This window comes from Paenibacillus amylolyticus, assembly GCF_050990605.1.
Lineage (GTDB): Bacteria > Bacillota > Bacilli > Paenibacillales > Paenibacillaceae > Paenibacillus > Paenibacillus amylolyticus_H.
In genome coordinates this window covers 1482271-1499823 of the sequence record NZ_CP158832.1, presented here as the reverse complement: position 1 = coordinate 1499823, position 17553 = coordinate 1482271, and the positions used below count along the sequence as shown (strand labels likewise).

At 49.4% G+C, this 17553-nt stretch carries 15 protein-coding genes and 1 riboswitch; of the genes, 4 read left to right on the top strand and 11 right to left on the bottom strand.

Annotation, left to right across the window (positions count from 1 at the left end):
• Positions 1-37 precede the first annotated feature (37 nt).
• Positions 38-901, bottom strand: a complete 864-nt coding sequence (locus ABTV53_RS06715) for an SDR family oxidoreductase (RefSeq protein ID WP_433751803.1) — start codon at positions 899-901, stop codon at positions 38-40.
• A gap of 104 nt (positions 902-1005) precedes the next feature.
• Here ABTV53_RS06715 and ABTV53_RS06710 point away from each other — a divergent pair, with 104 nt between their 5' ends.
• Both ABTV53_RS06710 and ABTV53_RS06705 read left to right on the top strand, forming a co-directional pair.
• The gene (locus ABTV53_RS06710; protein WP_433751800.1) at positions 1006-1548 is read left to right on the top strand and encodes a hypothetical protein; all 543 of its coding nucleotides are present in this window, start codon (positions 1006-1008) and stop codon (positions 1546-1548) included.
• 67 nt (positions 1549-1615) lie between these two features.
• Positions 1616-2347, top strand: coding sequence for an MBL fold metallo-hydrolase (locus ABTV53_RS06705; RefSeq protein ID WP_433751799.1), 732 nt, complete (start codon positions 1616-1618; stop codon positions 2345-2347).
• 106 nt (positions 2348-2453) lie between these two features.
• On the opposite strand, the gene ABTV53_RS06700 is transcribed toward ABTV53_RS06705, so the two are convergent.
• Positions 2454-3665: a PQQ-dependent sugar dehydrogenase gene (locus ABTV53_RS06700; RefSeq protein ID WP_433751797.1), complete on the bottom strand. Its 1212-nt coding sequence runs from the start codon at positions 3663-3665 to the stop codon at positions 2454-2456.
• 263 nt (positions 3666-3928) lie between these two features.
• Here ABTV53_RS06700 and ABTV53_RS06695 point away from each other — a divergent pair, with 263 nt between their 5' ends.
• The gene (locus ABTV53_RS06695) at positions 3929-5017 is read left to right on the top strand and encodes a M24 family metallopeptidase (RefSeq protein ID WP_433751795.1); all 1089 of its coding nucleotides are present in this window, start codon (positions 3929-3931) and stop codon (positions 5015-5017) included.
• 192 nt (positions 5018-5209) lie between these two features.
• Here the strand turns inward: ABTV53_RS06695 and ABTV53_RS06690 are convergent, their stop codons facing one another.
• Both ABTV53_RS06690 and ABTV53_RS06685 read right to left on the bottom strand, forming a co-directional pair.
• Positions 5210-5893 (bottom strand): queuosine precursor transporter, encoded by a 684-nt coding sequence (locus ABTV53_RS06690; RefSeq protein WP_433751793.1) that lies wholly within the window; start codon positions 5891-5893, stop codon positions 5210-5212.
• Between the two features lie 263 nt (positions 5894-6156).
• Positions 6157-7554 (bottom strand): L-cystine transporter, encoded by a 1398-nt coding sequence (locus ABTV53_RS06685; protein ID WP_433751791.1) that lies wholly within the window; start codon positions 7552-7554, stop codon positions 6157-6159.
• 352 nt (positions 7555-7906) lie between these two features.
• Between ABTV53_RS06685 and ABTV53_RS06680 the strand changes: the two genes are divergently transcribed.
• Positions 7907-9607, top strand: a complete 1701-nt coding sequence (locus ABTV53_RS06680) for a methyl-accepting chemotaxis protein (protein WP_433751789.1) — start codon at positions 7907-7909, stop codon at positions 9605-9607.
• Positions 9608-9733: 126 nt separating this feature from the next.
• Here ABTV53_RS06680 and ABTV53_RS06675 read toward each other — a convergent pair whose 3' ends face one another.
• The 7 genes from ABTV53_RS06675 to ABTV53_RS06645 form a co-directional block, all read right to left on the bottom strand.
• Complete coding sequence (locus tag ABTV53_RS06675) at positions 9734-11278, bottom strand: cobyric acid synthase (protein ID WP_433754098.1); 1545 nt, start codon at positions 11276-11278, stop codon at positions 9734-9736.
• 129 nt (positions 11279-11407) lie between these two features.
• Positions 11408-12298, bottom strand: coding sequence for an adenosylcobinamide-GDP ribazoletransferase (gene cobS, locus ABTV53_RS06670; RefSeq protein ID WP_433751787.1), 891 nt, complete (start codon positions 12296-12298; stop codon positions 11408-11410).
• A complete protein-coding gene (gene cobU / locus ABTV53_RS06665) occupies positions 12295-12855 on the bottom strand; it encodes a bifunctional adenosylcobinamide kinase/adenosylcobinamide-phosphate guanylyltransferase (RefSeq protein WP_421886903.1) in 561 nt (186 codons plus the stop codon). The genes cobS and cobU overlap by 4 nt, the downstream gene beginning before the upstream one ends.
• Entirely contained in the window at positions 12852-13973 is a 1122-nt protein-coding gene (cobT, locus tag ABTV53_RS06660) for a nicotinate-nucleotide--dimethylbenzimidazole phosphoribosyltransferase (protein WP_433751785.1), read from the bottom strand. Before cobT ends, cobU begins: the two co-directional genes overlap by 4 nt.
• A 45-nt stretch (positions 13974-14018) precedes the next feature.
• Entirely contained in the window at positions 14019-14855 is an 837-nt protein-coding gene (locus ABTV53_RS06655) for an ABC transporter ATP-binding protein (RefSeq protein WP_433751783.1), read from the bottom strand.
• Positions 14852-15898, bottom strand: coding sequence for a FecCD family ABC transporter permease (locus ABTV53_RS06650; RefSeq protein ID WP_421886913.1), 1047 nt, complete (start codon positions 15896-15898; stop codon positions 14852-14854). Before ABTV53_RS06650 ends, ABTV53_RS06655 begins: the two co-directional genes overlap by 4 nt.
• Positions 15895-16893, bottom strand: coding sequence for an ABC transporter substrate-binding protein (locus ABTV53_RS06645; protein ID WP_433751781.1), 999 nt, complete (start codon positions 16891-16893; stop codon positions 15895-15897). The genes ABTV53_RS06650 and ABTV53_RS06645 overlap by 4 nt, the downstream gene beginning before the upstream one ends.
• A gap of 443 nt (positions 16894-17336) precedes the next feature.
• A riboswitch (cobalamin riboswitch) is annotated at positions 17337-17454 on the bottom strand.
• Positions 17455-17553 lie beyond the last annotated feature (99 nt).

The following is a 17553-nucleotide window of genomic DNA, read 5'->3' as shown; positions in this document are numbered from 1 at the left end:
GGCTCTACTCTATGGTCAATCATAAGCTTGCGTTGAATTACAACTTTTCGTCAGGCTTTAGCCCAACCTGTTCTTCACTCCACGCCCAGAAACGCTCAGCTGAAGCATCATCAACGGCATGTGCCTTCAGCTGCTGCTCTCTCTGCTGATAGAAGTAACGCCCGGTGATCCCAACAACTTCAGGACTTGTGGCCAGATAAACAGCCGTTCGCGCCCCTTCTTCAGGTGACAGGAAGAATGGAAGCTTGCCTGCCAGAGCCATAATGCTTGTGCCAAATCCGGTATTGCGATCTACGCCAATACTCGTTCCCACCGCACCAGGGTGCAGACAGTTCACTGTGACAGACGTACCTGACAGTTTGCGAGCCAGTGCACGAGTGAACAGCACGTTAGCCAATTTGGATTGAGCATAGCTTTTGATCGGATTATAACCTTTGTGCAGATGTGGATCTTCGAAGTGGATTTTGCCGGCCTTGTAAGCACCTGACGAAACGTTCACAACCCGTCCCTGCTTCGCAGCTTTCAGAGGTTCTATCAAAAGTAAAGTCAGCAGGAAATGTCCCAGATGGTTAATACCGATACTTTGTTCGAACCCATCTGAGGTTTCCTTCCGCTTGACCATCACCACCCCCGCATTATTAACCAGAACGTCAAGGCGATCATGACGCTCGCGGAATGTGCGGGCAAACTGGCGTATACTTTCGAGTGAACCCAGGTCACACAGCATCAATTCAATCGTAGAAGAGCCGGACTGACGCACAGCTTCCTGAAGAGCCTCCTGTCCGCGCTTCTCACTGCGGCATGCCATGATTACGCGATATCCTTGTCTTGCAAGTTCAATGGTGGTTGCCAACCCCATACCTGAGTTAGCTCCTGTTACAATTGCTGTCTGATTGGACATGAGGTACTTCCCTTCTGAACCTGAGGTTCCGAAATTAGAGGCGCGACGACGGACAATATGAGATAATGATAGGATCACATCTCGGTTTCCATGGGAGGACAAGTATGCTGACCAAAGAAGATTTTAAGAAAGTTAAAAAACAAGCCAAACTTGAAATCGCACGACTCGAACAGGAATATCAGGAAATCTTGCAGAACGTTGATTCTACGCTGTATGAAAAATACGGTATTTTGGACAAAGAAGAAACACGTGAGCTCACCCGAAAACGCAAAAACCGAAGATATGCTTCACTCGTCATCGAACTATGCGCCATTCTTGAACAAATGTTAAATCAACTGTACAGAGACGTATATCAGAAAAAGTTTAATTCGACCCAGCTGATGAAAACTCCTGCCTACCGTGCACGCTCCAACATGGAGATTATTCAGGCCGAATTGAGTAAAGAGTTCATTGCCCTGGAATCCGAAAAGGAACAATTTGCCGAAGCCCTTAGTCAGGTGTTTCAGACGAGGAACAAACTTGTTCATGATAACTTCTCATTTGTCTCCATCGTTAAGGATGGCAGTAATGAAGAAGAAACGTTCGAAGCACTGCTCCATACGGTAAAAAAATATAGAAAACACTTAAAATATAATCGCCCTGAATAACAACAATCACTGAACAATCACTGCTAAAAAAGAAAAGGAGGTATACCGGACTGCGGTCCGAATAACCATGAGCCATCCAACAACTTCGATTACTGTGCTAAATCTTCAGATTCCTACACCTTCCGGGAACAGCCCCATATTCCCCGTCATGCTTCGTGATGTAGATGGCGTTACCCTGGTGGATACAGGCATGATTGGACAATTTGCAGAACTTCAATCCGCATTGGAACAAGAGGGCGTACAGCTCTCGGACGTCAAACGTGTGATTATTACTCATCAGGACATCGATCATATCGGTAACTTAGGCGATCTTCTGGATGCCATCCCTGATCTGGAAATCTGGGCACATGCCAATGAAATTCCGTATCTAACCGGTGAGAAGCCTTTGATCAAATTCACGCCTGAACGTCGTGCGCTGCTTCCCGAACCCGTTTTGGCACTCGCAGATCAACTGCTCTTGCAGCTGCCTGAAGTGAACATCAGCAGAACACTGGCGGACGGAGATCTGTTGCCCCTTCAAGGTGGTACACAGGTCATTCATACACCGGGACATACGCCAGGTCATATCAGCCTGTATTTCGGAGAGCAGCAGCTCCTCCTTGCTGCCGATGAACTTCGTGTGGTTGATGATGAACTGGTTGGCCCTGCGCCACCTGCGACACCGGACATGCCTGAAGCGCTGCGAAGCCTGAAGAAACTGACAGACCTGAAACTTAATAAGGTTCTCTGTTATCACGGTGGCGAGTACACGAATGATCCGGCTCAGCGTATTGCCATACTTGCGGAGAGCGCAGAGTAAGTAAAGAACGAGGAGCTGTCCCATAAGTCATGAATTTGACGGGACAGCTCCTTTGATAATTCACCATGTTCATCTACTATTGCACTGGCAGGTTCGTTAGAATAAATTAATCCTCCGGAGTAAGTACAATCAGCTTGTCATCCCCATCACGTGGCGATCCTCGTCCATCCCGATTGTTCGTAAGCACGTACAACTTTCCGTCTTCACCAACACTCACATTGCGAATTCGACCCCATTCATCTTCGAAGATAGGTTCCACCTGCTCTACCTGTGTGCCATCTTCCGAAAGAGTAACCTTCAGCAACTGCTCTCCACGCAGGTTTGCAGCAATCAGTGATCCAGCCCAAGGCCCTTCTTCAACAAAAGCTACACCAGACGGCGCCCATGTATCATTTCCACTATGTGCAAGCGGAGCCTGATATACGCCGTTATCATTGTCGTCTCCTTCTACCTCGGGCCAGCCATAATTCTCCCCGGCCACAATCCGGTTAATCTCATCATGATTCCGCTGACCATGCTCAGTGGAATAGAGGTAACCGTTGTCCGGGTTCCATGCCAGTCCCTGTGCGTTGCGGTGTCCCATACTATATACAGGTGAATTCGGCCATGGGTTGTCTGCCGGGATCGTTCCGTCGAGACCTATCCGCAATATTTTACCTCCAAGGCTATCTTCGTTCTGGGACAGTTCCGGTTCATAACGTTCACCTGTCGTGATATAGAGCAACTTGTCCGGGCCGATCTTGATCCGCCCACCGTTATGATTTGTTCCGCCTGGAATGTTACCAAGCAGTTCTTTGTCTATGATGGCTTTCCCCTCATTCACCCTGAGGCGTAACACCCGATTGGCAATGTCGTCACCTTCCAGATAGGAGTGGTATGCATACAAGTAACCGTTCTCCGCAAAGTCCGGATCAGCTGCAAGACCCAACAGACCTCCTTCACCTTCTTCATTAAACGGAGCTGAGAATTCAATCAGTGGTTCAGGGGCCAGTTTTCCATCCTCAATGACCCGAATTGCACCAGGGCGCTCCGTTACAAACATCCGACCATCAGGCACACTTACAATCTCCCATGGTGCATTCAATCCTTCTACCAGCACGGAAGCCTGATACGGAATAACTGCCTCACTTTGCGCTCCACTGTCGTTTTCACTTGCACTGGTATTGCCTCCGTTAGCATTCTGTCCCTGACCAGTTCCCTGCCCTTGAGACGACTGCTCTGTTCCTCCCGTAGAAGGCTCGCCTGAAGAACATGACGCGGTTAACAGTGCCACACTTAATAATGAAGCATACAGTGGAACGGTTACCCGATTATTCATGATTACATCTCCCTTCGTATATGGTTCTTTTGTATAAAGTAAATAAGCCAAGCTTCAACGTATTGTTATTGTATTGTTCGCTATAGTGGTGGTGTTATTATTCATGTGTAAAGCGGTTTCGCCCTGTATTACCCTTCACACCAGCCGCTCAAACGAAGAATGCAAGGGATTAAACCGATCTGGAATCACTCCAGTTTGGAATTCCTTCATAATCTTCTATAATAGAAGGATCGTATTGAATGGAAAGGTGGACAACTACACTTATGAATCAAAATCCTTTATCTCGTCTTGAAGCCGGTCTGTCCGGGCAAGGACTGGACGCCATGCTCATTACAGATCCGAAACATATCTACTATTTGACTGGATTCGCAAGCAATCCGCATGAACGTTTCCTTGGTCTGGTTCTGGCACGCGGCGAAGAACCTTTGCTGATTGTACCCGCACTGGATGCTGAAGCTGCCGCAGCTGCTTCTTCGGTATCCAACATTGCCACTCACACGGATACGGATAATCCGTATGCTTTGTTTGATCGTTATCAGGGGCGTTTGGGCCGAGTCGGTCTCGAAAAAGAATACGTGACCGTCGCACGTTATGAGCAGCTGACCGCCGCACTGGGTACTGCCAGCTTCCAAGATGTTGGCCCACTGCTTCGCACATTGCGTGTCAAGAAAACACCTGATGAGGTAACCCGCATTCGCCATGCCATTCATCTGATCGAAGAAACACTGCGTCAAGGCCTCTCTCACGTTCGTACAGGCGTAACCGAGATCGAGCTTGTTGCCGAGATGGAGTATCAGATGAAGAAACTGGGCGCTGATGGCCCATCCTTTGACACCATGGTGCTCACGGGACCCAAAACAGGTCTGCCGCACGGTACACCAGGTGAACGAAAACTTCAACATGGTGACCTGTTGATGTTCGACATGGGTGTCTATGCTGGGGGATATGCCTCGGATATCACGCGTACATTCGCTTTTGGTGACATCTCACCTGAACTCAAAACCATCTATAACACCGTGCTCGCAGCAAACGAAGCTGCCATCCAAGTGGTGAAACCAGGCATTACCTGTGCGGAAGTGGATCGTGCAGCACGCCAGGTCACGGAAGAAGCTGGATACGGTGAGCGCTTTATGCACAGAGTAGGCCATGGATTGGGTATCGACGTACATGAGTATCCTTCTCTCCATGGAGAGAATATGGACATCCTGAATGAAGGTACCGTGTTCACGATTGAACCGGGCATATATACCGCAGCAGGCGGCGTCCGTATCGAAGATGATGTAATTGTGACCGAGACGGGTGTCGAAGTTCTGACAACATATCCAAAAGAACTGCAAATCCTTACCGACTAATCCAATCTAGATCCCAACCTGTACACGCTAACCTTCTACGCATATGTATATAGGTTGGTTACAGCCTTATATGCAAAAAAGTCCCGCGAAACCATGAAGTCATGGCTTTGCGGGACTTTTTGAACTGTACATTTACACGAGAGCGTAGAGGACAAAATTAACCTCATTTTCTGAGTTCAACTTATATCTAATCTAGGCTTTATCCTTAAACTTAAAGCTGCGTGCAGCATACAGGAACGGCGTTCCAACCGCAGTTAATACAAATTTGATAATATACGTCGTCAGGAAGATTTCCAGCCAAACATCCCAAGGATAGATGAACGCAAACGCGATCGTACAGAACACCAGTGTATCCACAAATGAACTGATGATCGAACTACCGTTGGTGCGTATCCACAACTGATTGCGCCCTGGGGCCACCTTGCGCAGCCAGGAGTACAATCGTACATCCAGGAACTGACTGATGAAGTACGCCGTCAGACTTCCGAGAGCCAGGCGTGGCAACAGACCGAACAATGTTTTCATCGAATCCTGTGCAAAGTCCGTTGGTGCCGGGTCAAAGTACAATACCATCTGCATCAGAACCGTCGTCATGATGAGCGTGAAGAATCCAAACCATACGGCTTTGCGTGCCTCACCTGGTCCATATTTCTCATTAAGAAGGTCACTGGTCAGGTACATGCTGACATACATCGTGTTGCCAAGCGTCAGCACGATTCCCATGATATCTATCGTTTTGGTCACCTGAATGTTGGCTATAACCGTAGCCACACCAATCCAGGCATAGAGACCTTTTTTACCGAACAAGCGGTAACACAGCAGGAAAAATCCATAAGTTACGAGAACAAAAACTGCTCCCCACCCTAAGTTAAACATAAATACATACACTGCCTTCCTAGTTTTGATTACGCGGGATGGTTACGAACCGCGGTTTGGCTCAGGGCCAAAACATGAATACTCTATCACATTTCTCGTCCCATGAACAGAACTAAATAACTCCGATCCTACCCGAGAGGCTACTTAAGTTAATGCGATTGTCGCAAAAAAGCCGCCTTCCGGAATTCTCCGAAGGACGGCTTTACTTGCTTAAACTGTAGATGGCTTTGGCTTTTATAAGCCTCTATCTGATCCAATCTGTATTACGCCTGAACAGCTGAATCCAGTTCACGGCTCTGATCATTGAATGTGTCATGATCATTTTCTTTCAAGATTTTGCTGGTTACAAGTCCAGAAGTCATGGACCCATTCACGTTCAAGGCTGTACGACCCATGTCGATCAGCGGTTCAACCGAGATCAGCAATCCTGCCAAGGCTACAGGCAGGTTCATGGTGGACAATACGATCAGGGAAGCGAAGGTTGCCCCGCCGCCGACTCCAGCTACGCCGAACGAACTGATCATGACTACGAGGATCAATGTCACAATGAAGTCCCAGCTCAGCGGATCGATGCCGACCGTTGGAGCAATCATCACCGCCAGCATGGCCGGATAGATCCCGGCGCAGCCGTTTTGCCCAATCGTAGCCCCGAAGCTAGCAGACAGATTCGCAATCCCGTCCGACACACCCAGTTTCTTCGTCTGTGTCTCCACGTTCAATGGAATAGCCGCAGCACTTGAACGGGATGTAAAGGCAAATACCAGCGTTGGCAGAACCTTTTTCATATACGTTATCGGGTTGAACCCAGAGAGCGCAATGATAATCAAGTGAATGATAAACATGACGAGCAACGCCACGTAGGATGCGACAACGAATTTGATTAACTTTAGAATTTCATCCGGATTCGTGGTTGCTGTTACCTTCGTAATCAGGGCCAATATACCGTATGGCGTAAGCCTGAGCACCAATGTTACAATTCGCATAACCACCGCATATACCGCATTAACCATGCCTCGGAATGTTTCCGCCTGTTGTGGTTTTTTGCGATCCAGTCCAAGTACAGCTACACCGATAAACGCGGAGAAGATAACCACCGCCAGTGTGGATGTACGACGTTCTCCTGTCATATCTGCAAATGGATTCGAAGGAATGAATTCCAGCACTTGCTGCGGGATCGTCTGATCCTTCACGTCAACAAGCCGTTCCTCCATCTTTTGCCCTTGAGCAAGCTCTCGATCTCCGCCCTCGATTTCAATCGAGGTCAGATTGAAGCTGAGGCTCGTTACAATGCTGACCCCTGCCGCAATCGCTGTGGTGATCAACAGAATAGCAATAATGGAAACACTCATCTTGCCGAGATTTTGCTTGCCCTTCAGATTCATAATAGCTGAGATGATCGACACCATGATCAATGGGATCACGACCATTTGCAACAAACGAACATATCCTGAACCAACCAGATTGAACCAATCGACTGATTTCGTAACTACATCAGAACCTGATGTGTACACCAATTGGAGAATAACCCCGTAAACAACCCCCAATCCCAGACCCGCAAATACGCGTTTCGTAAAGGAGATATGCTTTTTCTGCATCCAGTAGAGGATGCCAAGTAAGACAAGCATAACCACTACATTCAATATGATTAGAAAAGTATCCATTTCTTTAAATCCTCCTCAGGCATGTGTGTAACCGGAACATATCCGGTTTTCTCTTCTATCTTTTGTACTTCCGACAAAGACATTTTACAATATACCATATAACAAACTATTCTGGTAGGTATTAATTGATATTATGTAATATGCATGTAACAGATTCATGTATTTCTGAAAAAAATACACCGAATCGTGAAAATTGTTCTATTCAACCTCCGGTTAATTTTGTAATATAGGTATATCCGCTTATTCCCAAGTTTTCTCAATGTATAATTTAGGTCTTTCTTCATTGGTAGATAGGTCTTATGATTACGGAAAAGCGACAATGTTAATGAACTTGACGTGAAAGGATGATCATATGTTTCGTAATCGCACCGTCGCCGGTAAAATCAGAGGTACCTTGTTCCTCGTTCTGCTGGTTGCTTCCCTGTTGTTCAGTATTAGTTTTTACGCCGTATCAATGAATATTATTCAAAGCTACGTGCTTCCTCAGTTCGACAAAGTCCTAAACACGTCCATTCAGGATATATACAAGAATACTTCAGCATCCAAAATCCTGCAGGTACAGAGTGGCGGAGCCGGTTCTGAAGGTGCTGCCATGACCGTGGAATCGTATCTGGCAGATAAGGCAAAAGAACACAACCTCGACGCCGCATACGTTGTTGCTATACAGGACGGCTCAGCCAAAGTCGTTGTGGCCAACTCTTCCTCAGGCATGAAAGCACAGGATGAGATTAGTGTAGAACCCGCAATGAATGCAGCTATTGAGAACAAAGAAATGGTAATCAGTGAGGTCTACTCCGATTCCTTTGGTGTACATAAAGCAGCCTTTATCCCCATTGCAGGTAGTAACATGATTATGGCTGTGAGCATGGATGCCCAGTTCATTCAAGACAAGATTACCCAGATTTTCTGGTTGTGTCTTGGAATTACAGCATTAGTATTTGTGCTCGGCTGGCTTATCTCCACTAGTATGATCAAAAGAGTGACCAAACCGATCATCAAGCTTGTCCAACATAGTAAACAAATATCCCAAGGTGATCTGACCGCTGAACTCCAGATCAAAGGCAAAGATGAAATTGCCCAGCTTGCCGCAAGCTTCCAGACGATGACACATAATCTGAAAGAAATGATCAGCCGTGCCTTGTCCACATCCAATGAAGTTGTGTCAGGCTCCAATGACTTGCTTCAGCGGGTTGAATCGATGTCCGGTATGGTTCGAAACTCCAGCCGTTCCGCAGAAGATGCAGAAAAAGGAAGCATCAGCATTGCGTCTAGCGCATCCGAGAACGCCAGAGCCATGGAAGAAATTACGCAGGGTATCATGCATATTGCTTCTTCTTCCGCTGAAGTGTCTGAGCAGATTAGTGAAGCAGCTAACGAGGCAGTTAACGGTAACCGACTGGCTCAGAATGCCATTGAGCAGATGGAGCGTGTAGGCCAGACAGCAAGCGAATCGTTGCGTTATGTGGAGACCATGAATGAACGTTCGGTAGCCATCGGCACCATTGTTGCTTCCATTTTTGAAATCACCAAACAAATAAACATGCTGTCACTTAACGCCTCCATTGAAGCAGCACGTGCCGGAGAGCATGGCCGCGGATTCGCTGTTGTTGCCGGAGAAGTTCGCAAACTTGCCGAGCAATCCAAGACAGCCACCGAAGAAATTTCGGATTATCTGGGTACCATTCGTGAAGATGCTGAACGTTCCGTTGATGCCATGAACCGTGTAACCCAAGAGATTGGTTCAGGTACAACTGTTGTTCAACAAGCCGGCTCAGCCTTTCAGCAACTGAATGAATTGATCCAGAACGTCAACCTGACCATTCAGACCGTCTCTGCTTCGACACAACAAGTATCTGCTGGTGCTGAAGAAGTGAGTGCATCCGTTGAAGAAACGGCACAGATTACGACCAAATCCCGTGAAAGCATGTTACAGATTGCTTCAACCGCAGATCTTCAGCTCAGCGAGATGGATTCACATTCGAACACAGTTCGTCACCTGCATGAACAAGCTGTAGAGCTGCAATCCGCCATGAAGAATTTCAAAATAAACTAACAGGTTAACCATTAACCTATCATCACCTGTTCTAAACCTCATTTAATCATAGGATATACAATACCCCCATGCAGCTAACATCCCGTTTCTAGAGAACGGTTTGTCGGACATGGGGGTATTGTTGTTTCACTCGGGTGCCTGAACACCCATAATCTCGTACACACGCTTCATATCCAATGCCGAACGTAATGATTCAGCTACCCGATCGAACTCCATCTCTTTACGTTCATGCGCACTGTATGTCTCCTGAAGCGGAGCCAGTCCTTTTCCTGCACGCAAGGCATTCAGCCATGAACGTCGGAATGGATCACTTTCAAACAAACCATGCAGGTAGGTTCCCCACACGCTGCCATCTACTGAGCCCCAGCCTTCTTGGAAAGGTTGACCACCTGGATGTGAGATTTCAAACAACGCGGTTACACGTTCAGGCTCGTGGCACTCCGTAACACCCATATGAATCTCATATCCATTAATGGGTAATGGAGATACCTCCACATCTGGTTCACTATACAGCCGAATCGGATTCTGAGGTTGCACTCGTCCGGAAGCCCTGACTGTTTGCTTACTCTGAAGAAACGTTGTGGATAAAGGAAGCCAGCCCAGTCCCTTCGCTTCCTGGATCTGATTCGCCTCCACAGCAAACGGGTCCTTCAGATGACGTCCCAGCATCTGATATCCGCCACATATGCCTACGAGCTGCACATGCTCACGCTCGGTCTGGCTCGCAATCGCCTGCTCGAGCCCAGACTCACGCAGAAATGCCAGATCACCTATGGTGTCTTTCGTACCCGGCAGAAGAATGGCATCCGGACTGCCCAATTCCTCTGGCGAGGTCACGTAACGCACATTTACATCCGGTTCACGGGAAAGTGCATCAAAGTCTGTAAAGTTGGAAATTCGCGGATATCGGATCACCGCCAGATCCAGCTCGGTTTTGCCGGATTTCCCGTGACGCATGGAGTCCAGCACCACTGAATCTTCCGCTTCAATCTGAATATCTCTTATGTAAGGCAATACACCTAATACTGGAATGCCTGTCCGTTCTTCGAGCCAGTCGAGTCCTGGCTGCAACAGGGACAGATCACCTCGGAACTTGTTGATAATGAACCCTTTGACACGCGCCGCCTCATGAGGTTCCAGCAGCTCAAGCGTACCTACAATGGAAGCAAACACCCCACCCCGATCAATATCGGAGATCAGAATCACCGGCGCATCGGCCCAGCCTGCCAGATTCATGTTGACGATATCCCGGTCCTTCAAATTGATCTCGGCAGGACTGCCCGCTCCCTCCATCAGCACAATATCATAGGTATCCCGTAGCCGGTTCAACGCATCCATAACTGTCTGCTTAGCTTCAGGCAGGAAATGCTGACGGTAGTCCGATGCACTCATCTGGGCAAAAGGTACACCGTGAACCACGATCTGCGAATGCATGTCCCGCACCGGCTTGATCAGGATTGGATTCATATCGGTTGTCGCCTCAATACCGCAGGCTTCGGCCTGTGCCCCCTGGGCCCGGCCAATCTCCTTGCCATCTTCCGTCACATAGGAATTCAGCGCCATATTCTGTGACTTGAACGGGGCTGGCTTGAAGCCATCCTGCTTGAATATACGGCATAATGCCGTTGTAATGACACTTTTGCCCACATCGGAAGCCGTTCCTTGCAGCATGAGTACTGCCGCTGTTTGCTGTACAAGCTTACCCTCCACGATCTCTCCCCCTGTCTACGTGTTATCTCCAGATCACCTTGCTGCCAACCTCATGCGTAACGCTATCCAAACTGCTTCACACTTCAAAAGTTAAAGCCAGAACAGTCCTTGAAGCAAATTCAGCACGGTCAACAAAGCCGCCTCCAGTAGCTCATTCATGGCACCATACGTATCCCCGGTTAAACCGCCGAGTCGTTCACTGATCCGCGCAGCCACGAATCGGCCGATGTAATAACACGCCACAGGCAGTATAATAACGGCCGTCACCGGGTATAGCCACCATGGCAGTGTTCCCAGACCACTCAGCATTGCATCTGCAATCCCCATATCCGGCTCGAAAAGCCACACCGCGGCAAACGTAACTGCCCCTGCGATCAAGGTCAGCCCCACGGCTGAGCTGCGTGCACGCTGGACCTCTTTCCGCTCACCGAGTCCTTTGAACAATACGGCAAGTCCATCATCTCCGCGCGCATTCGGCCATGCAGACATCGCATACACCATGAACCAGCGGCTCCAGATCATGGGCAGGATCAACAGCGCACCGTACACCCAGTGGCCCCGGGCAATAAAATCGGCGATCAGCGCCGCTTTCATCATCAGCAGCAAGACGCAGGCGATCACGCCCATGGCGCCCACACGGCTGTCTTTCATAATTTCCAGCATCCGTTCACGGGTACGATAACTGAGCAAACCATCCGCCGTATCCATCCACCCGTCAAGATGGAGTCCTCCGGTGAGCCATACCCATAACGTCAAAGTTAGGACGGCAGCCGGAAAGGCTGGAAGCACTGCACCACTTAAGGCTCCCAAGAGCCAGACACACAGACCGATTGCAGCACCGACCAATGGATAAAAGACCACACTTTCCCGCAGCAGCGGCGGGACAAAATCGATTTGCATTTTGACAGGGAAACGTGACAAAAATTGAAAAGCGGCTGCCGCCGCGTGTTTGCGCTGAGGAGCAGGCGTGCCATCCTTCATAAGCGATACTCCTTGCTTTTCAGTTCAATCGCAATGCCTACGGTCACCAGGAACACTTCACCGCATATCGCCGCAATGCGCTGATTCAGTACACCGGCCAAATCCCGATATCTCCTGCCAAGGGCATACTCCGGTACAATCCCGTCCCCCACTTCATTTGTAACCAGAACAAGTAAACCGGGATAGGCTCGAATCGCTTCAACCAGCGCGTCCAAATGTCCCTGTAACACGTGCTTCTCGTCATGCTCATGTGCTAACAAAACATTGGTCAGCCACAGCGTCAGGCAATCCACCAGAATGGTGGGTGCAGAAGTACCTGTATGCCCTTCACCCATGCGGCTTATCAGTGCAGGCAGATGTATCGGCTCTTCCATCGTATGCCACAGATACCCCGATGCTTCGCGCTGTTGCTGATGCAAGGCGATACGTTCACGCATTTCATCATCGTACGCCTGAGCTGTCGCCACATACCAGGCCTCTGAGGAACGCTGCATGCAAAGACGTTCGGCAAAGGAGCTTTTGCCACTGCGTGCGCCGCCTGTCACCAATACGCTCATCGGGAATTCTCTCCTTGAAGGGATGAGTCAACCAACGTTGTGGAATCTGGAGTACGGCTTGTCCCATCCGAGACACCCGCGCTTGCAAAGGTCGCCATCTCGTTCAGAATAAGGCATGCTGCATCAATCAGATGAAGACTAAGCACGGCGCCTGTGCCTTCACCCAAGCGCATGTCCAGATCCAGCATCGATTTCAGGTCCAGTTCACGCAAAAGCGCTCCATGTCCATTTTCATGTGACGTATGAGAAGCGATCATATAAGCTGTACTCAGAGGTGCAAGTTGTCTTGCAACCAGTGCTGCCGCGGTAGAGATGAACCCGTCTACAACGACCGGGCAACGATGAGCAGCCGCTGCGAGGATAACCCCCGTGAGTCCCGCAATCTCAAGTCCCCCCACTTTACACAGAACATCCAGTCCATCTTCCGGGTTCGGAGCGTTTACGCTAAGTGCCCGGCTGACTACAGCAGCCTTGCGCTGCAAGCCTGCATCATCAATGCCGGTGCCTCGCCCTACGGCGGCAGCAGGTGCAACCCCGGTTAACGCGCTCATTACCGCAGCACTTGCAGTGGTGTTGCCAATTCCCATCTCCCCGGTGACAAACAGCTGTGTTCCCTTCGCCACCTCTGCCGATACAACTTCGGCTCCTGCAATGATCGCCCGAACTGCCTCATCCCGGGTCATCGCTGCCCCTCGGGCCATGTTGGCTGTGCCTTTGCGAATTTTACGGGAAAGCAGGTCCGGATGTTCAAGATCGGCATTCACGCCGATATCCACACAGATCACATCAGCCCCAGCGTGACGGGCAAGCACATTCACGGCTGCGCCTCCAGCCAGGAAATTCAGGACCATCTGCGGGGTCACTTCAGCAGGAAAAGCACTGATACCTTCTTCCACTACGCCGTGATCTGCGGCCATGACAATGACCGCTCTGTGATCAAAACGCGGACGTGCATTGCCTGTCATACCTGCCAGGCGGATCACCAGCTCTTCCAATTTGCCCAGACTTCCCGGCGGCTTCGTCAACGAATCCACATGTGCAGAGGTTTCTGCCGCCACTACTTGGTCAGGAGCAGTAATCTTTTTTGTTAAATGCTCCAACACCTGTTCATTATTCATACAACCAGCACTTCCTTCATCAAAATATGGGTTGCCCCGCTTCCTTTAATCGTTGTCCCGCCGCAGCAGCAGTTGTGGTATGGCATGGTCGGGATGGGAGACAATCGCGGGTTTGACGCGAAATATGTCCTGGATATTCTCATCGTTGATCAACGTATGAGGCGTGCCCTTTCCAACTGCCATGCCTTCACGCAGCGCCAGAATGTGATCACAAAATAATGCGGCCAGATTCAGATCATGCAGCACAGCCACAATTGTAATGTGATTTCTCTGTCGCCATGCCGATAACAATTCCATGAATTGCAATTGATATTTAATATCCAGAAACGTGGTCGGCTCGTCCAGCAGCAGCAACCGCGGCTCCTGTGCCATCACTTTGGCGAGTGCGACCCGTTGCCGTTGTCCGCCACTCAGGGAGTCCAGGGACCGATCCGCCAGTTCCGTAAGTCCTAACTCTTCAAGCACCCTGTCTACCACAAGTGCCCCATCACCCATTTCCCGCCCCAGCCAGTTCTGGTATGGATATCGCCCCATCTCCACCACGTCTCGCACGGGATAGGAGATGGCTGGCAAGCCGTCCTGCTGCAATACAGCAATCATGCGCGACAGGTCCTTACGGCTGTAAGAGCCGATATCTCGACCATCGATATGAATCTGACCTTCGCTTAACTGTTCCGTTCCGGCAATAAGCTGGATCAGAGTGGACTTGCCGCTGCCGTTTGGACCGACAACTCCCCACCAGTCACCTTCACCAACATGCCAGTCCAGACTACGCAATGCCTGGTGGTTACCATATAACTTTCCTGCTCCCTTAATGGAGATAAGGGAAGCCGAAACCATGCCCCGAAGTTGATTCGTACGACTCTCCTTCTCTTCACTCATGGCATCATCCCCTTCCGCAACTTTTTGTTCCGGTGCAGCAGGTAAGCAAAGAACGGTGCACCAACAAAGGCGGTGACCACCCCGAGTGGAATTTCAGTTGGAGCCAGCAACGATCTTGCGATGGTATCGGCCCACACCATGAAGATTGCTCCACCAATGGCAGACAAAGGTACCAGCAGTCGGTAATCCGGCCCCACCAGTAGCCGCAACATATGTGGGATCACCAATCCAACGAATCCGATGACACCTGATACCGAGACAGCCCCGGCGGTCAACAGTGTGCCAACTGCCAGCACGGACAGCTTAAGCCTGTCCACTCCGATCCCGATATGTGCCGCTTGACGTTCTCCCAGCGCAAGCACATTCAACGAGCGTGCGCGACTCCAGAGAAAGATTAGCCCGAGCAGAAAATACGGGAAAAGGATGGCCGTATACGACCACCCGCGTAATGCCAGACTTCCCATCGTCCAGTATATAATTTCATTAATCGTCTGTTTCGACATGGTCGACAGGAAGGAAACCACTGCGCCCAGGAAACTTTGCATGACCACACCAGCCAGAATGAGGCTGTGTGTTGGTATTTTACGCCCTTCACGAGCCAGCGCCATAACAAACCATAACGTGAGTACACCCGTCAAAAACGCAATCAAAGGTAACGTCCAGATTCCAATCAGTGCATACTGCAATCCGAAGAAAATCAGGAAAGCAGCCCCCACTGATGCACCGGATGATACACCAAGTGTAAACGGATCGGCCAGTGGATTACGCAGCACACCCTGGAAGCCCGCACCCGCAATGGCTAGTGAAGCACCCACAAGCACAGCAAGCAGTACACGCGGAAAACGGACTTTCCAGATAATCTGTTCGGCTGCCTTATTCCAATCCGGTGTAATCCAGTCGCCCACCCAAGGGATTTTGTGAATCAGGATACCTGCAATATCCCGGATCGGCAAAGCTACTGAACCAATGCCCGTGCAGATGAGCACGGTGAGCACCAGCAGCACCATGCCCGTCGTTCCGAACAGGATCAGCTTTTTACTCATTGGAACAAATCAGGGTAGATCGCTTTGGCTACTTCTTTCAACCCTTGAGTTACCCGTGGACCCGGACGACTCAGCAGGTTGGCATCCAGACCAATAACCGCGTCATTTTTCACAGCCGTAATTTGATCCCAGCCGCTGCGCGCCTTGATGATCTGATCCAGTGTTTTGGAGTTTTCGTCAATTACATCATTAGCATACAGAATCACATCCGGGTTGGAGGCGATCACATTTTCTTCATTGATCTGGTACCAGCCTTCTTTGTCCGAAGCAATATTGGTTCCTCCGGCTACGGTGATCAGTTCGTCCATGAACTCACCTTTACCTACCGACCAACCTGGGGAGAATTCAACGTATACTTTTTTCTTCTCTTCCGGTTTAACGGCCTTCACCGCTTCGGTTACATCCGTCACGTCCTGTTTCATCTGGGTGATGATTTCTTGTGCTTTTTCCTGATGATCGGTAATTTTACCGAAGGTTTCGATATTGTTCATCACATCGTCAACGGATTTAGGATCCGTTTTAAAAATGGTAATACCGAGTTCGCGCAGCTTCTTCACGGCATCCTCACTCATCGAGATACCTGTGAAGACAATGTCGGCTTCTGCGGCAATGATGGACTCTTCATTGGGCTTGGTGATCCCGCCCATTTTGGCTTTGGTTGTTGCTGCTTCCGGATAGTCATCATAGTCTGATACACCAACGATCTGATCGTCCAATCCCAGGGCAAACAGGGATTCCGTCTCAGCTGGAGACACGGATACAATTTTGGCTGGTGCCTTTTCAAAGGTGAACGATTCACCCGTTGCATCCGTAACGGTCAGTGGATATTGTGTTTTGAGGTCCGTCTGCGCCTGGCCTTGGGACTGCTCCTGTGTTGGTTGCTGTGAAGTACCTGTGCCCTCGTTTGTTGTTGCATTGCCACATCCGGCCAAAGCCAGTGCGAGTGCCGCTGCACTTAGCAGGGACGCTATGCTTTTCCAATTCTTGATATTCATTCTGTTATTCTCCCCTTCTCTATTTGTACTATTTTCTTGCATCGTGCCGAACGCTTACTTCCCATGTCTTGGTGTTCCTGTACAAGTAAAACCCATCAATTTACACAAGTCCACTCCGATTGCAGTACCATCTTCCGATCGCTGTTATCCCCAGATTTTTTGATTCCCTTTTCGAAAGGGAAAATCCGGGGATAAGCATATGCTTCCGATGTAGCTTTCTTGTAGAAAGCTTTAAGCGAACACTCCGTTTCTTCAGATTGGTTCTGCACTCTTCGTTAACGTGTAAAAGTTCGGTTTATCTTACATGAACAATAAAAAAATCCCTAATCCTTACGTCCAGGATCAGGGATGACGTCTCGCATATGGCGATCTGTACATGTTCAACCAAGGGTTGTCCATGCGCATAGAATAGCCCGAAACGCTGTCCTTTCCTCGAAGGAACACCGGTTTGTACGTCCAGGGCAGGTAACCTGACTTACAGGAATCATCCTGTTTTACAGTGGCGGGACCGTGCCGGATTTGCACCGGCTTCCCCATTTCACCCTTGTGTGATTCATAACTCTTGCTATTTTCATGACTCTTACTAATCTGCCATGAAAACAGCCTTCACACGCGGGACCCTTGGTCGCTGATATGGTAAACCATTGCCGTGTAATTTCT

What these genes read in the sequence shown, in the direction of transcription:
- ABTV53_RS06715 (WP_433751803.1), bottom strand. Translation starts at nt 901, where the DNA reads ATGTCCAATCAGACAGCAATTGTAACAGGAGCTAACTCAGGTATGGGG.
- ABTV53_RS06710 (WP_433751800.1), top strand. Translation starts at nt 1,006, where the DNA reads ATGCTGACCAAAGAAGATTTTAAGAAAGTTAAAAAACAAGCCAAACTT.
- ABTV53_RS06705 (WP_433751799.1), top strand. Translation starts at nt 1,616, where the DNA reads ATGAGCCATCCAACAACTTCGATTACTGTGCTAAATCTTCAGATTCCT.
- ABTV53_RS06700 (WP_433751797.1), bottom strand. Translation starts at nt 3,665, where the DNA reads ATGAATAATCGGGTAACCGTTCCACTGTATGCTTCATTATTAAGTGTG.
- ABTV53_RS06695 (WP_433751795.1), top strand. Translation starts at nt 3,929, where the DNA reads ATGAATCAAAATCCTTTATCTCGTCTTGAAGCCGGTCTGTCCGGGCAA.
- ABTV53_RS06690 (WP_433751793.1), bottom strand. Translation starts at nt 5,893, where the DNA reads ATGTTTAACTTAGGGTGGGGAGCAGTTTTTGTTCTCGTAACTTATGGA.
- ABTV53_RS06685 (WP_433751791.1), bottom strand. Translation starts at nt 7,554, where the DNA reads ATGGATACTTTTCTAATCATATTGAATGTAGTGGTTATGCTTGTCTTA.
- ABTV53_RS06680 (WP_433751789.1), top strand. Translation starts at nt 7,907, where the DNA reads ATGTTTCGTAATCGCACCGTCGCCGGTAAAATCAGAGGTACCTTGTTC.
- ABTV53_RS06675 (WP_433754098.1), bottom strand. Translation starts at nt 11,278, where the DNA reads ATGCTGCAAGGAACGGCTTCCGATGTGGGCAAAAGTGTCATTACAACG.
- cobS (WP_433751787.1), bottom strand. Translation starts at nt 12,298, where the DNA reads ATGAAGGATGGCACGCCTGCTCCTCAGCGCAAACACGCGGCGGCAGCC.
- cobU (WP_421886903.1), bottom strand. Translation starts at nt 12,855, where the DNA reads ATGAGCGTATTGGTGACAGGCGGCGCACGCAGTGGCAAAAGCTCCTTT.
- cobT (WP_433751785.1), bottom strand. Translation starts at nt 13,973, where the DNA reads ATGAATAATGAACAGGTGTTGGAGCATTTAACAAAAAAGATTACTGCT.
- ABTV53_RS06655 (WP_433751783.1), bottom strand. Translation starts at nt 14,855, where the DNA reads ATGAGTGAAGAGAAGGAGAGTCGTACGAATCAACTTCGGGGCATGGTT.
- ABTV53_RS06650 (WP_421886913.1), bottom strand. Translation starts at nt 15,898, where the DNA reads ATGAGTAAAAAGCTGATCCTGTTCGGAACGACGGGCATGGTGCTGCTG.
- ABTV53_RS06645 (WP_433751781.1), bottom strand. Translation starts at nt 16,893, where the DNA reads ATGAATATCAAGAATTGGAAAAGCATAGCGTCCCTGCTAAGTGCAGCG.